The organism is Hymenobacter yonginensis (assembly GCF_027625995.1).
Lineage (GTDB): Bacteria > Bacteroidota > Bacteroidia > Cytophagales > Hymenobacteraceae > Hymenobacter > Hymenobacter yonginensis.
On the sequence record NZ_CP115396.1, the window covers coordinates 3,370,574 to 3,385,170 of the forward strand.

Consider the following 14,597-nt stretch of genomic DNA (forward strand, 5'->3'; position numbering starts at 1 on the left):
CAACCCACCCGGGCAATGCCGGCCGCGGCGGCACGTTTAGAGAGGCACACTTCCCTCGCAGCCAGTGCCGTCGGCGTCCGACTGTTGCGCCAACTGCGTAGGTTTGCGACTTGGCTGCCGGATTTGCGTATGCGGCCTACCTCCTATGAAAAAACCTATCCTCCTTCTGGCCCTGAGCGCCTTGCTGCAGCAGGCAGCCTTCAGCCAAAGTATGTCGCTGCAGTTCGATGGCACGGTGCCGCCGCCGCCTGCGCCCGACAACCTCGCACTATCGCCTAACTATACGCAGGGCTCTACCACCGTGCCGCTCGATGCCGACGTGTACCGCATGATTGACCGGTACGCCATTCTCTACGGCACCGACTCTATCTACCAGCTGCATACGTCCGTGCGGCCCTACCCGCGGGCGGCCGTGGCGCGCCTCGCCGAACGGATGCTGGCCGACAGCGCCAACCTCTCGGCCCAGGACCGCTTCAATGCCGAGTACCTGCTGCGCGACAACTGGAACTACACCTCCCGCGCCACCGCCGTAAACCGGCGCCCGCAGCCGCGGCTGAAGTATTTCTACGAGCGCCACTCCGACCTCTACAGCGTAGCCACGCCCGACTTCACGCTGCGCGTGAATCCGGTGGCAGGCCTGAGCCTCGGCAACTCCGACGGTTCCAAGAGCTACGCGTTTCAGAACACCCGCGGTATTCAGCTGGAAGGCACCATTGATAAGCGCCTGGGCTTCTATACTTTTCTGGCCGACAACCAGATGGCCGTGCCCGAATACGTGCAGCAGCGCGTGGAGCGCGACCTGGCCGTGCCGCACGAGGGGTTCTGGAAGCCGTTCAAGACCACGCCTGGCCAATACGACTACCTCTCGGCGCGGGGCTACCTCACGTATGCCGCCGGCCGCCACATCAACATCCAGCTGGGCCACGACCGGAACCAGATCGGCAACGGCTACCGCAGCCTGATCATGTCGGACTACTCGGCGCCGTATCTGTTCCTGAAGCTGAACACGCGCATCTGGAAGTTCAACTACCAGAACCTGTTTGCCCAGATGGTATCCGACGCGCCTAATGTAGACGACTCCTACGAGCGCAAGTATCTGGCCATGCATCACCTCAGCCTCGATGTGCGGCCCAACCTGAACATCGGCGTGTTTGAAAGCGTGGTGTTTAGTGGCTACGAGGAAGTACAGGACATAATATCCCCACCTGGAACGAACCCTCCTGTATACCAGACCCGGCAGCGCCGCCGTGGCTTCGAGCTACAGTACCTGAATCCCATCATTTTCTACCGTGCCGTGGAACAGGGTGTGGGCTCCGAGGACAACGCGTTGCTGGGCCTGGATTTCAAGTGGAACGTGAAACAGCAGCTGCAGCTCTACGGCCAAGTGGTGCTCGATGAGTTTGTGCTGAGCCAGATCCGGAGCGGCAACGGCTGGTGGGCCAACAAGCAGGGCATTCAGCTGGGCGCCAAATACGTGAACGTGGCCGGCATCCGCACCCTGGACGTGCAGGGCGAGTTTAACTACATCCGCCCTTACCTCTACCAGCACGAAGACAAGTACCGCAACTACCAGCACTACCAGCAGCCGCTGGCGCACCCCATGGGCGCCAACCTTTGGGAGCTGATTGGGATTGTGAGCTACCAGCCGCTGCCGCGCCTGAACGTGGTGGCCAAGGGCTTCTATGTGAAGCAGGGCCTCGACCCGCTGGGCCAGAACTTCGGCGGCAACCCCAACCTGCCTTACACCAACCGCCCGCTCGACGCCAACGGCAACATTCGGGAATACGACTTCCGCGTCGGCGACGGCGCCACGTCCTACTTGTTCCATGGCGACCTGACCGGCACCTGGCAGGCGGCCCACAACCTCTGGCTCGACGGCAAGCTCATCGTGCGCAACCGCACCCTCGACCAGGCCGTGCCCTACGCCACCGCCGGCACCACCGCCCTGGCCTCGCTGGGCTTGCGCTGGAACATCGCCCAGCGCCTGCACGAGTTTTAAGCCGAACGACAACCCAGCACGTCATTCCGAGCGAAGGCGGAGCCGGAGCCGAGGAATCTCGCCAGTGTAGTAGCATCATTTACTACACTAGCAAGATTCCTCGGCTTCGGCTCCGCCTTCGCTCGGAATGACGTTCTTTTACACCATCAACTCATCACCACACTCCATGCGTCACGAACCCGAAGCCCTGCTGCTGTACCGTCCTGTCAATCAGCAGGAGCTGGATTTGATTGCGGCTTCGGGGTGGCTGGAGTTTCCGCCGCGCCTGCCGGAGCAGCCGATTTTCTATCCGGTGCTCAACGAGGAGTATGCCACCCGCATTGCCCGCGACTGGAACGTGCCCTACTACGGCGTGGGCTACGTGCTGCGCTTCGCCGTGGAGGCCGAGTACGCGGCTACCTTCCCGGTGCAGAACGTGGGGCTGCGGGAGCACAACGAGCTGTGGGTGCCCGCCGAAGAACTGGCTGAGTTCAACCGCCACATTATCGGCCAGATTGAGGTAGTAGCTGTTTTCGGGGCAGAGTAAGTCCCGGCGGGCCCGGGGTGGCGGGGCACAGGCTAAAGCCTATGCTACAATGCTACCTTTGTGGCTACCGATGAAGACTTACCTCCGCATTCTGCAATACGCCCGGCCCTACGCCGACTTTCTGCCGCTCTACCTGCTGCTCACGGTGCTGACCATTGTGTTCAGCATCTTCAACTTCACGCTCATCATCCCGCTGCTGGACGTGCTGTTCGACACCACCGACAAGTCGCCAGTGCCCGCCGCGCTGCCGGGTTTCTCGCTGTCGGCGGAGTATTTCAAGGACACGTTCTACTACCATTTCGGGCAGGTGATTGCCGAGCGCGGCAAGCTGGGGGCGCTGTCGTTTGTGTGCGTGTTTGTGGTGGCCTCGGTGTTTTTCAGCAACGTGTTTCGCTACCTCAGCCTCCGGCTGATTGCCCGGGTACGGGCCCGCGTCATCCGCGCCCTGCGCCTCGACCTCTACCACCGCATCATTCAGCTGCCGCTGGGCTACTTCAACGGCGAGCGGAAGGGCGACCTGATGTCGCGCTTCACGTCCGATGTGCAGGAAGTGGAAACGTCGGTGGTGAACACGCTGACCGGCGTAATCCGGGAGCCGCTCACCATCATCTTCTACTTCATCGTGCTATTCAGCATCTCCCTGAAGCTCACGCTGTTTACACTGGTACTGCTGCCCATTTCCGGGGGGCTGATTGCGAGCCTGTCGAAGCGCCTGCGCACGCAGGCCAAGCGCAGCCAAAGCACGCTCGGCTCCATGCTGTCTGTGATTGACGAGACGCTGGGCGGCATCCGGGTCGTGAAGGCGTTCAACGCCCAGGCCTACATCACGGGCAAGTTCGAGGACCAGAACGACCAGTACGCCCGCACCTCGCGCCACATCGACAACACCCGCGACCTGGCTTCGCCGTTTTCGGAGTTTGCGGGCGTCACGGTGGTGGCGGGCCTGCTGTATTTTGGCGGCACCCTGATTCTGGGCGGCGAGTCCAACCTGTCGGCGGCCACGTTCATCGGCTACATCGTCATCTTCTCGCAGGTGCTCACGCCAGCCAAGGCCCTGTCGTCGTCGTTCGGCAACATCCAGCGCGGGCTGGTGGCCGGCGAGCGGGTGCTGACCATCATCGACACCGACCCCGTGCTGCGCGACAAGCCCGACGCCCAGGTGCTGCCCGAGTTCAGGCACCAGATCGAGCTGCGCAACCTGCAGTTTGCCTACGCCGACGCGCCGGTGCTGCAGGACATCAACCTGACCATTGAGAAAGGCAAAACCGTGGCTCTGGTAGGCCCCAGCGGCTCCGGCAAAAGCACCCTCGCCGACCTGCTGCCCCGCTTCTACGACCCCACCGGCGGCCAGATCCTCATCGACGGCCACGACGTGCGCGACTGCACCATCCACTCCGTGCGCGAGCAAATGGGCATTGTCACGCAGGAAAGCATCCTGTTCAACGACACCATCCTCAACAACATCCGCTTCAACACCGAAGCCACCGAGGCCGAGGTGATGGAAGCGGCCCGCATTGCCAACGCCCACGACTTCATCATGGCCACGCCCGAGGGCTACCACACCCTCATCGGCGACCGGGGCGGGCGGCTGTCGGGCGGGCAGCGGCAGCGCCTGAGCATTGCCCGCGCCATCCTGCGCAACCCGCCCATCCTCATCCTCGACGAAGCCACCTCGGCCCTTGATACCGAAAGCGAAAAGCTGGTGCAGGAAGCCCTGACGCGCCTCATGCAAAGCCGGACCTCGCTGGTGATTGCCCACCGGCTGAGCACCGTGCAGCACGCCGACGAAATCATTGTGCTGCATCAGGGCCGCATTGCCGAGCGCGGCACCCACGACGAGTTGCTACGCCAGCCCGGCGGCCTCTATCAGCGCCTCAGCCAGATGCAGGCCACCAACGCAGCGCTGGTGTAAGTTTTTGTTGCGCGTGATTCGTTTTTTGTTGTTCGTAGTGAGGAATGCGTAGTTTGCTTTGATTAAAACGAATTACAAACCACTAATCACAAACAACGATAACGAATGGCTACTCCTACTCCTCAGGTTCCGTGGTATAAGTCGCAATGGTTTTGGGTGCTGGCCCTGGTGATGATTGGTCTGCGGTTTGGTTACAAGTACTGGCGCCAGGAGCAGCAGACAGATTCGGCCACCCGCATGGAGCAGCTCACCGAGCGGAGTGCAGCGCTGGAAGACCGGATCCGGGCCAGCCAGGCCGCCAGCACCGCCCCCGTCGTGGTAGCCGATTCCACCGTTTTGGCCGATACGGCCGCCGTGGCGCGCTAAGGCCCGGCCGGCGGTATGGCGACTTCTTCAGAAAACACGCGCCGCTGGGTAGCCACCCTGATTGTGCTGCTGCTGCTGGCTCAGGGCGGCACGTGGCTGTGGCGCAAGTTCCGGCAGGTGCAGCAGCAGCCCGTCCGGCAAGCCACCGAGGCCGCCCTGCAGCGCAAAATAGCCGCCAGCATGGCCTACGACACTGCCCTGCTCCGAGCCGACTCGCTGCTGACGGCCGCCGATACGCTGGCCGCCACCCGCCTGCTGGATTCGCTGCGCCGCCAGCCCACCGACAGCCTCTTTCCGATTGAGCGCCAGAAGCTACGGCAGCTGCAGGCACGGCTTGCCGGCGCCCGGCCCTCAGCGGCCGGTTCGGTGCCGCTTCGGCCGGAGGCTGACAGCTTGGTAGAATGAGCGAACCACTATATTTAACCCGCCTGCGGCGTTTTCGCGTACACGGGCCCATTGTTCACTCACCTAGCTCTGCCACCTCATGCTTGCGCTGAAACGTCTGGTCACCATTCTGGTGATGCTTTATGTCCTGCTGGCTCTGTTGCTCATCCTCAGCCCCGGCTCGCGCGACGGCCTGATGGCCGTGACGGCCGGTAGCAACGCCGCCGGCTTCTACTACGCCCTGTTCGTGACGGGCGCCGTGCTGCTCACCCTGCAGCTCATCACCGAAAACCTCGACAGCACTCTGCTGCGCCGCAACGTGGCCGCCCACGAAGGCAAAATCAACGAACTGAAGGCCCGCCTCTACGACCAGCAGCTGGAGCAGCGCAGCCCCGGCCTGGGCGCGCCCCGCACCGGCACCACCGTGCATCCCGAGGGCTACGTAGTGCCGGCCCCCGTGCCGCCCGACGCCCCCCGCCCCACCACCCGCGACGAGGCGCCGCTGGCGTAGCCGGCTTATCTTCGCGCCGTGAATACCCCCGTTTCCCTCCCCGACCTCATCCGGGCGGAGCTGACCGAAGCCCGCACCGTGCTCGACCGTTTTCTGGCGGACCCTACCAACCTCACGGCCATCGAGCAGGCCGCCCGCCTCATGGCTGGCAGCCTGCGCCAGAAAGGCAAAATCCTGAGCTGCGGCAACGGAGGCAGCCTCTGCGACGCCCAGCACTTTGCCGAGGAGCTCACCGGCCGCTACCGCCAGAACCGCCCCGCGCTGGGCGCCATTGCCCTGACGGAGGCCTCGCATATGAGCTGCGTAGCCAACGACTTCGGCTACGACCACGTCTTCAGCCGCTATGTGGAGGCCCTGGGCCGCCCCGGCGACGTGCTGCTGGCCATCAGCACCAGCGGTAACTCGCCCAACGTGCTGCGCGCCGCCGAGGCCGCCAAAGCGGCCGGTATGCAGGTAGTGGGCCTCACCGGCAAGGACGGCGGCCAGCTGGCGGCCCTTTGCGACGTAGAAATCCGGGCCCCGCACCACGGCTATGCTGACCGGGTGCAGGAAATCCACATCAAGGCCATTCACATCATGATTATGCTCATCGAGCAGCTGGTGGACGAACAGGGCAGCTAGCCCGTTCTGTCTGCTGGCTTCCGGCGGCGCTGCCGCTGCTGTATCCTTCCGCCCGTAGCTTCTTCCCGGCCCGGCCTAACCCGCTGAGCCGATAGAAGCTACGGGCGAATTTGTATGCGCCGGGATGTAGGAATTCGGCTATATTGCTACTCCACTTTATTGTTTACCGACGGATCCTATGCTTACCAAAACCTTCGGCTCGGCCGTGCAGGGAGTAAACGCTTATACCATTACCATTGAAGTAGTTGTATCGCAGGGCACCAATTTCTACGTGGTGGGTTTGCCCGATAATGCCATCAAGGAAAGCCAGCAGCGCATTGAGGCCGCCCTCAAGTTTCGGGGGCTGCGGATGCCGCGTACCAAAGTAGTCGTGAACATGGCTCCGGCCGATATCCGCAAGGAGGGCTCGGCCTACGACCTGCCCATTGCGCTGGGCATCCTGCACGCCTCGCAGCAGCTCAGCACCGAGCAACTGGGCGAGTACATCATAATGGGCGAAATGGCGCTGGACGGCGCCCTGCGGCCTATTCGGGGCGTTCTACCGATTGCCATTCAGGCCCGCAAGGAGGGCTTCAAAGGCTTCATCCTGCCCCGCGAGAATGCGCGGGAGGCCGCCATCGTCAACAACCTCGACATCATTCCGGTGGACACCATGCAGGAGGCCATCGACTTTTTCGAGGGCCGGCTGGCCATTGAGCCACTGGTGATGGACACGCGTGATGCCTTCCAGCTCGATGCCAACCAGTACGCCGCCGATTTCGCCGACGTGCAGGGCCAGGAAAACATCAAGCGGGCCCTGGAAATAGCGGCGGCCGGCGGCCACAACGTCATCATGATCGGGCCGCCCGGCGCGGGCAAAACCATGCTAGCCAAGCGCCTGCCCACCATTTTGCCGCCGCTGGCCATTCAGGAAGCCCTCGAAACCACCAGGATTCATTCGGTGGCCGGCAAGCTGGGCGCCAATGCCTCGCTGCTGGGCACGCGCCCCTTCCGCGCCCCGCACCACACCATCTCCGACGTGGCGCTGGTGGGTGGCGGCGGCAACCCGCAGCCGGGCGAAATCTCGCTGGCCCACAATGGCGTGCTGTTTCTGGATGAGCTGCCGGAGTTCAAGCGCACGGTGCTGGAAGTGATGCGCCAGCCGCTGGAAGAGCGCCGCGTGACCATCTCGCGGGCCAAGGTCAGCATCGACTTCCCGGCCAATTTCATGCTGATTGCGAGCATGAACCCCTGCCCCTGCGGCTACTACAACCACCCCGAGAAAGAGTGCGTGTGTGTCAAATATAAAAGTCGATGATAAACTATATTAGTCGGTGATAATTCCAAAATGTTATCACCGACTATTAGACATTCTTTAACCGACCTTCGTCAAACTATACAACTATACTTACCACACGTCGCGATGGCAGCACCTATTACGATTAATTTACCCGACGGCGAATGGACGTGTCGGTGGGTCAACGATTTCTGCTACAGCAAAGACCGATTCGGCAATGGCATCAGCGTAAGCTGCGTAGTGAGCTACGTCAATGCGAGAGGTGATGTCAAAAACATCTTTTCTCCGCTCAACGTCCTGTACCGAACAGTAATTGGGAACAAATTACTCGTTAGGAATAAGACAGCACACGTAATAGTTAGTAATCCGGCACAACAACGCGTGCTCTATCAGACAGCGGTTACAGAGGAGTGTTTATCGCAAACTGCCTCTTGCTTCTTCAATCATCTGGGCCTAACCTACGAACAGCATAATCAAGCTCTCGTTAGCAGTTCACCGTTTCAGACGCTGATGCGGGAATTGCAGCTTCCTACCGGGTTTGGGTACACCCCCGTTCACTGCCTGCCCGCTCCTGATGGCAGCAGTGTAATCCGGAATGTTATCATTCCCAGTTACGAAGTGCTACGCTACTTCTTCCTGCAAGGTAATACGTTACCTGACCTCCTTTTGTCATACTTTACCGGCCGAGCACAAAAAGGGAAGCGCATATGCCAAGGAATTCCCGAACTAGTCGCTCATCCGACCGGCGAGCCCCTCGTGGTGGTGCGCAACGGGGAGCGAGTTGCTTTTCTGCAAGTGAAAGAGGGGCTCAGTAAGGCAGAGGTTTCGTGTCTGGCCCGCATCGCTTTCATCCCCTGGGCCGCTGACTGCCTAGACAAGGTGCGCGAAGGCCTGTTGTTGAGCAGCGCCCGGCCCGACAACCTCCCCGATAGGTGGCACGCGTTCAAATCCCTGCGCACCATCCTTCCCCAGAGCCGGCCGTTTATGCTCGCTGCTTGTGGCCGAGAATTTTCCTGGCAAGGAAAGTCCTACCTCCTGGTAGACCAGATATATGATACGCAGGAGAAGATGCCCTTCGACAAAATCAGCTACCTCCCTTTGGGTGACCATCGCAGCAAGTCGATCCCGCTCAACCCGGCGGCGGCTCGGGAAAACCTGTCTCCCCGCACAAAGACGCAACCGGCCGCGTCGGCCCGGCTTACGGCGGACGAGTTAGGAAATACCAACCAGCCGACTAGCCTGATGGATTCGGTAGACACCGTTTCCGTATTCGGCGAGAAGCCCCCAGTGATCAAGCTGCCTAAAAGAGACCAAACTGGCCGTTATCATACAGTCGGCATCTCCCAAGAGGAAAGCGAACTGCTCTCCTTGTTGGAGCAAGGACTGAAAGATGCCGGACCCGGGCGCGTACGGGTAGAGGCCGGCATACCCGACACGCATAGTCAGGTTAGAAATTTATTCACGGCCTTGCAGGTACTCCCTACCTACACGTGTGCGTACCTCAACCTAGACCAGGACCCACCGATTTTTCAGGAGCGCTATTATCTGAACCGTACCCGGCCCGGCCTCCCCCATGCCGTGATGCTCGGACGCCTGCAACCGCGCTCGGGCTCCACTCAGGCAACCGTCTATGTGGTGTGGGCCAGCACCATCCGGTACGCCCTGTTTTACACCCCTACCCTGCAACCTCTCGACTCATCGGTGCTGAACCACCTGCATACGGAACTATTTGGCAAAGCAGGCCTGGATACAAACTTGATGCAGCAGCACCTGGAATTGTGGCATCGATTCAACCCGGCCGACCTACGTGTGGAAGGCTTGGTTAGTAAAATAGAAGGCGACCTACGGGAAATCATCGACGGCAGAAAATCGCGAACAAGAGTGCGGTAGCGACTATTTTCTTGGCGTAATCCCCTGGGTAGAGTAAGGCCAATAGCGTGCCCTGCTCCGCTTATCACCTTTCCTTATCCCTGTTCAATCCCATGTCAACAACCCCTGTTACCCTATCCTGCGGCCACTGCAGCAATGTTTCCTTTATGCCTATCGTGGGAAATGTACAGGACTTCGAAGAGCGCGGCGATGCCACCCACGGCTACGATGAGCATGGCGAGGTGTACACGGTTCTGAAGTGTCCGGCCTGCTTTAAAATAAACATTGCCTCCTACTACTGGAGTGAAAGCATGGAGCCCGATGAGGTCGTCCGTTACGAGCAGCTCTACCCACAGGAGAAGAACATTCCCATTGGCCTGCCGGACAATATTTTACGGGCGTTAAAAGCTGCCGAAAAAGTTAAAACTATTGACGCTCACGTCTACGCTTTTTCCCTCGGCCGAACATTGGAATTGGTGTGTATGGACAGAAATGCGCAGGGAAACACCTTGGCTGAGATGTTGAAGGACCTAGCCGACAAACACGAGATTCCTGAAAAGCTAGTTGATGTCGCCAAAGGCCTTCGCCAACTCAGAAATGTCGGTGCCCACGCCGGATTAGGCAATTTGAGTGAAAGCGATTTGCCCATTGCCCAGGCGCTCTGTTACGCGCTGCTGGAATACATTTACAGCGCGCCACACCTTGCTGCCCAAGCGGAAATAGCGCTCGCTAAAATCCGGGCCAGCCACTAGCTGGTTACCCCACCTCCCTGTTTTTCATTTCCTATTTACTCTGTAAACAACGCACAATGGCTCGCATCGATTATGCCTCCTGGGAAGAGCGCAAATTTGTTACCGCTCGTCTACGACTGGACGCGCAAAACTTACGTCTCCGTAGCAACCCCGTCGTACTCTCTCCCCGCAACATTATCCAGTATATGTTCGACTATGAGAAAGTACTGTATTTAGCCCGGGCGATTGCGTTGAAAGGCTACTTTGTCAACGAGATGCCGATTGTGGTGCAAGAAGGCGGAAACTACGTCGTGATTGAGGGCAATCGTCGCATAACCGCCTGTAAAGTACTGCTGGACCCGAAGCTCGCACCGGATAAGTACCAAGAACACATCCAGTATCTGGCAAGTACTTTCAACACGGAATCTTTGCGAAAGATGAAGTGCGTTATTGCCCCCTCCCGCGATGACGCGCGGGTCATTATTCAGAACCGGCACACCGGCGGCAGCCAGATAGAGAAGTGGGACGGGATGAAGCAGGACATGTGGTACATCAACGATATTACCCGGGGCTCCACCGTCGATGAGATCGCGAAAATCTATCTGCAGAGCAAAGGAAAAGTGCTCAGCTCCATCCTTCGCTACAAGCTCTATGCGGAAGCCAAACAGGTTGCTGGGTTATCCGATAGTGCGTACCGCTTTGTGCATAGCGATGAGCGGTTTCCTATTTCTACGCTATGGCGCTTTCTTTCGAGCAAGCAAGGCATCGAGTTTTTAGGCCTTGAGTACACCGCCGCTGGAGATATTGAAATTTTATTGCCTCCCGAGGAATACAACAAGCGGTTTGCGGCCATTTTGGAGGATTTGGCCAAAGGCAGCAAAGAGGAACGGGCAAAGGCCGGCAAGGGCAACAAAGAAGGCATCAACTCCCGGGAACTCAATACTGAAGCCGATATCGTCCGGTACGTCTCCGGCTTGGCGGAAGGCGGCCGCTTTGATCCGTCCATCGTACCCCGACCAGCCGATAAGGATGCCATTGATGTCGGCAAGCTGTCGGAAGATAACTCGGAAGAGTCCTTGGACGAAACCACTGACTTTCGATTTGAGGACGACAGCGAGGAAGAAGACGCGGCCGCCAGCGCGGTGCCTGATGCCCAACCGGCAGCAGGTGATGATGTGCCACCACCCGCCACCACCAAGCCCAAAAAGGCCCGGAAGGCCACTTCCCCTCCACCCGCTACTTCCTCACCGGCTCCGCTCATTAGCGAGGCATTCTCTTGTCAAACCACCGTTCCTAAGATAGACGAGATTTTTGGAGAGCTAAAGACCATTGCCCTCGATAAACCGAATGCGATTGCCGTCCTGTTCCGCACCCTGATGGAACTGCTGCTAACCAAGTATGTGGAGGAAAACCAGCTAGACGAGGCGCTGCGCACGAGCCAAATACAGGAATACGTTACGAGCAACCGGAAGATTGAAGAAAACCTGATCAGATACCTCAAGACCCGTCACGGTATTGATGAAACGCCAGAAGACATCAAGCGCATTCTAAAGTTGAGAGAAGAGCTTCCCGAACGTTGGAAACCGTCTCTGGGATTTATGTTGAAGTACTTCAATGACCACGCAACGGAACTTATCGCTCACCCCAGCATCCGCGAAGCCTTTCAAGGCTATGTCCGGCAGCAGAACACGGTCACCCAGAGTGAATTTAATCTATTTGTTCATAACCCGTTCTTCATCGCCAACCCTACCGTCCTACAGGAATTTTGGAGCAATTTTGCTCCTTTTATCACCTTCCTTATCAAAGGAATAACCGAAAAGCAAGACCCAACGGACGCAGCATAATAATCCTGATTTAACGTTTAGCTGAATCTATGCCACGTTTACATGCCCAAAGAGTTACGATCCCCATCCACAAAATCGGGGTGGACGAGCGCAACCCACGGCTCCCACCCCAGCAAAGCCAGCGCGAAGCCATCCGGGCAATGATCGAGCAGCAGGGCGAGAAAATTGTGCACTTGGCGGCCGACATCACCGAACACGGCCTGAGCGAGGCTGAACGCTTTATGGCCATCGTACCCGACAATCAACGTTTCCCTTATGTCTCGCTGGATGGTAACCGTCGGCTAGTAGCACTCAAGCTGCTGCAAGAGCCTACTCTCGCTGACGGTGTACTCTCTGGCCGGTGGTTTTCGCGCCTGCTAAAAATAGCCGAACTCTTTGCGAAGGATCCCATTAAGGAAGTGGAGTTAGCTGTATTCGATAGCCGCGAGCACGGTGCGCTGTGGGTGGCACGGCGGCACTCGGTCAATCTCAACGGCATCGGCCAAGATCCCTGGGACGCCATGGAAAAGCATCGGTTCGATGCCTGGCGCGGGGTCGCCTCGCGCGAGTGGCAGGTTCTGCAGTTTGTGCACGAGCATGGTAACCTCTCGCCGGCCGACGTAAAGCGCCTGCCCAAAGTGCCTATGAGCACCCTGTTGCGCCTGATCGGCGACAGCTACGTGAAAGAGCAACTCGGCTTGGAATACCGCAACAACCTAGTCGTAACGAACCTTCCCAACGAGGAAGTTATCAAGCCCCTGCGGCGCATCATTCTGGACTTACTCGACCGAAAGGAGGACGTAACGACCCTCGATAGCAAGGCGGACCGAAAGCGCTACATCGACAACCTAGCTTTGACCGAGAAGCCCAGCTCTACTGCCTCTCTCACCCACTTTCACCGTCTGGGCCAGAAAGAACGTTTCGTAGCTCCCCCCGCAATAGCTTCCAAGGCCTGCCCTGAGCCGCTCCCAGTTGCGCCCAAATCCGCGTTCCGCAAACTTATCAATGAGCGAACCACCATTGCCCCCAGCTCGTGCCAACTCGCTATCGGTCAGCCGCGCATTCAGGATATCTACCAGGAATTGCAACAATTGGATATTACCGCGCACGCTACGGCTGGAGCGGTGCTGTTGCGCTTGTTTGTAGAGCTAAGCCTAGACCATTTTTTGGCGCGGCTGACCGAGCGAATAGAGGCAACAACTTCGGTGGCCGAAAAGCTGGAGGCTGCTGCTAAATATTTTAGCGCTAATGGTTCGCTCGGTGAAGACGAGTGCGTATATATGCGCAAAATTTCGGATAGGAATTCTGTACTTTTGCCTAACGTAGACTCTCTTTCCGTCTATGTGCATACCCAAGTTGCGGCGCCCTTGCCCGCCGATCTACGGCAGCAATGGGATGCACTGCAGCCTATTTTACGCCTTATTTGGTCCTGAACGACATGCCTGTCCAACCATTCCCGTCGCCCCTCCGCTACCCCGGCGGTAAGCTCAAGGTAGCGAACTACGTAAAGCTGCTGTTTGTGCTAAACGACCTGATGGACGGACACTACGCCGAACCCTACGCCGGGGGCTGTAGTGTCGCGCTTTCCCTGCTGTTTGGACAATACGCCTCCAAAATTTTCATAAATGATATAGACAAAGATATATATGACTTTTGGTTTACAGTGCTTAATGACCCTGATGGACTGTCCAAAAAGATTCGCGATGCCAAGCTCGACATGGACGAGTGGAACTCACAGCGCCGGTTTCTAGACAATAAAAAGGACGAGCATAGCCAATTAGAAAGAGCATTCGCTGCCTTTTATCTCAACCGCACTAATCGCTCCGGCATTATCAGAGGCGGGGTTATTGGGGGTAAGAATCAGACTGGGAAGTGGAAAATAGATGCTCGATTTAATAAGGACAATCTGATCCAGCGAATTGAAAAAATAGCAAGGCAAAGGGACCAAATTGAGATTTCAAATCTCGATGCCCGCATTTTCCTTCGAGACGTTGTCCCTACTATGGACAAGCGCAGTCTAACATACTTGGACCCACCTTATTATGACAAGGGCCAAGGCCTTTACACCAATGCCTATGATCATGATGGGCACGCTGATGTTGCTGACGATGTTGCGAAATTGAAGTCACCCTGGTTGGTGTCATATGATAATATAGAGAAGATCAAGGAACTATATACAGGTCATACTTCTATAGAGTACAACCTGTATCACAGTGCTGCAAACCATGTAGCGAAGGAAGAAAAGGATACTGAAGCAGATGCTACGCCAAGTGTCGAGTCAGAAGCGATTTTTAAGGAACCCATCGCTGAAGAAACAGCAGTCGGCGAGGACTCCCCGACTGAGCATGTTCCTAAACCTCGCCGTAAAGGCAAAGAAATCATGTTTTTCTCTCCTGGATTGATTTTACCTGAAGGAATTACAGACCCTTCCGCCATTTCTGTCAAGAAACTGCACGCGCTATCAAAGGAATGTAAAGAGATGCGACAACTGTCTTTGATGTTTTAAGGTAAAGTAAGCTGTTTGGCTAAGGCAACACAATTCCAGCCGTTTTCAGCAGGTGCTTGTTACCACCAGCTAC

General features: G+C 57.8%; 12 protein-coding genes and 1 pseudogene. All 13 read left to right on the plus strand.

Annotated features, from left to right (window positions below):
- Positions 1 to 145 precede the first annotated feature (145 nt).
- The 13 genes and pseudogenes from O9Z63_RS14595 to O9Z63_RS14655 all read left to right on the plus strand — a co-directional run bounded on the left by O9Z63_RS14595 (position 146) and on the right by O9Z63_RS14655 (position 14,524).
- Positions 146 to 1,999, plus strand: a complete 1,854-nt coding sequence (locus O9Z63_RS14595) for a hypothetical protein (protein ID WP_270125992.1) — start codon at positions 146 to 148, stop codon at positions 1,997 to 1,999.
- A gap of 166 nt (positions 2,000 to 2,165) precedes the next feature.
- Positions 2,166 to 2,525, plus strand: a complete 360-nt coding sequence (locus tag O9Z63_RS14600; RefSeq protein WP_270125993.1) for a hypothetical protein — start codon at positions 2,166 to 2,168, stop codon at positions 2,523 to 2,525.
- Positions 2,526 to 2,595: 70 nt separating this feature from the next.
- Entirely contained in the window at positions 2,596 to 4,437 is a 1,842-nt protein-coding gene (locus O9Z63_RS14605) for an ABC transporter ATP-binding protein (protein ID WP_270125994.1), read from the plus strand.
- 105 nt (positions 4,438 to 4,542) lie between these two features.
- A complete protein-coding gene (locus tag O9Z63_RS14610; protein ID WP_270125995.1) occupies positions 4,543 to 4,803 on the plus strand; it encodes a hypothetical protein in 261 nt (86 codons plus the stop codon).
- A 15-nt stretch (positions 4,804 to 4,818) separates the two neighbouring features.
- Positions 4,819 to 5,208, plus strand: coding sequence for a hypothetical protein (locus O9Z63_RS14615; protein WP_270125996.1), 390 nt, complete (start codon positions 4,819 to 4,821; stop codon positions 5,206 to 5,208).
- Positions 5,209 to 5,287: 79 nt separating this feature from the next.
- Positions 5,288 to 5,698, plus strand: coding sequence for a hypothetical protein (locus tag O9Z63_RS14620; protein ID WP_044015868.1), 411 nt, complete (start codon positions 5,288 to 5,290; stop codon positions 5,696 to 5,698).
- 18 nt (positions 5,699 to 5,716) lie between these two features.
- A complete protein-coding gene (lpcA, locus tag O9Z63_RS14625) occupies positions 5,717 to 6,319 on the plus strand; it encodes a D-sedoheptulose 7-phosphate isomerase (RefSeq protein ID WP_270125997.1) in 603 nt (200 codons plus the stop codon).
- A gap of 178 nt (positions 6,320 to 6,497) precedes the next feature.
- Positions 6,498 to 7,595: pseudogene (locus tag O9Z63_RS14630) on the plus strand (YifB family Mg chelatase-like AAA ATPase); the annotation flags it as partial.
- Between the two features lie 126 nt (positions 7,596 to 7,721).
- Positions 7,722 to 9,485: a hypothetical protein gene (locus tag O9Z63_RS14635; RefSeq protein WP_270125998.1), complete on the plus strand. Its 1,764-nt coding sequence runs from the start codon at positions 7,722 to 7,724 to the stop codon at positions 9,483 to 9,485.
- A gap of 92 nt (positions 9,486 to 9,577) precedes the next feature.
- On the plus strand, positions 9,578 to 10,216 hold the full coding sequence (locus O9Z63_RS14640) for a DUF4145 domain-containing protein (RefSeq protein ID WP_270125999.1): 639 nt from the start codon (positions 9,578 to 9,580) through the stop codon (positions 10,214 to 10,216).
- A 56-nt stretch (positions 10,217 to 10,272) separates the two neighbouring features.
- On the plus strand, positions 10,273 to 12,039 hold the full coding sequence (locus O9Z63_RS14645; RefSeq protein ID WP_270126000.1) for a hypothetical protein: 1,767 nt from the start codon (positions 10,273 to 10,275) through the stop codon (positions 12,037 to 12,039).
- A gap of 29 nt (positions 12,040 to 12,068) precedes the next feature.
- Positions 12,069 to 13,451 (plus strand): hypothetical protein, encoded by a 1,383-nt coding sequence (locus O9Z63_RS14650; protein ID WP_270126001.1) that lies wholly within the window; start codon positions 12,069 to 12,071, stop codon positions 13,449 to 13,451.
- Positions 13,442 to 14,524: a DNA adenine methylase gene (locus tag O9Z63_RS14655; RefSeq protein ID WP_270126003.1), complete on the plus strand. Its 1,083-nt coding sequence runs from the start codon at positions 13,442 to 13,444 to the stop codon at positions 14,522 to 14,524. The genes O9Z63_RS14650 and O9Z63_RS14655 overlap by 10 nt, the downstream gene beginning before the upstream one ends.
- Positions 14,525 to 14,597: the final 73 nt, after the last annotated feature.

What these genes read in the sequence shown, in the direction of transcription:
- O9Z63_RS14595 (WP_270125992.1), top strand. Translation starts at nt 146, where the DNA reads ATGAAAAAACCTATCCTCCTTCTGGCCCTGAGCGCCTTGCTGCAGCAG.
- O9Z63_RS14600 (WP_270125993.1), top strand. Translation starts at nt 2,166, where the DNA reads ATGCGTCACGAACCCGAAGCCCTGCTGCTGTACCGTCCTGTCAATCAG.
- O9Z63_RS14605 (WP_270125994.1), top strand. Translation starts at nt 2,596, where the DNA reads ATGAAGACTTACCTCCGCATTCTGCAATACGCCCGGCCCTACGCCGAC.
- O9Z63_RS14610 (WP_270125995.1), top strand. Translation starts at nt 4,543, where the DNA reads ATGGCTACTCCTACTCCTCAGGTTCCGTGGTATAAGTCGCAATGGTTT.
- O9Z63_RS14615 (WP_270125996.1), top strand. Translation starts at nt 4,819, where the DNA reads ATGGCGACTTCTTCAGAAAACACGCGCCGCTGGGTAGCCACCCTGATT.
- O9Z63_RS14620 (WP_044015868.1), top strand. Translation starts at nt 5,288, where the DNA reads ATGCTTGCGCTGAAACGTCTGGTCACCATTCTGGTGATGCTTTATGTC.
- O9Z63_RS14635 (WP_270125998.1), top strand. Translation starts at nt 7,722, where the DNA reads ATGGCAGCACCTATTACGATTAATTTACCCGACGGCGAATGGACGTGT.
- O9Z63_RS14640 (WP_270125999.1), top strand. Translation starts at nt 9,578, where the DNA reads ATGTCAACAACCCCTGTTACCCTATCCTGCGGCCACTGCAGCAATGTT.
- O9Z63_RS14645 (WP_270126000.1), top strand. Translation starts at nt 10,273, where the DNA reads ATGGCTCGCATCGATTATGCCTCCTGGGAAGAGCGCAAATTTGTTACC.
- O9Z63_RS14650 (WP_270126001.1), top strand. Translation starts at nt 12,069, where the DNA reads ATGCCACGTTTACATGCCCAAAGAGTTACGATCCCCATCCACAAAATC.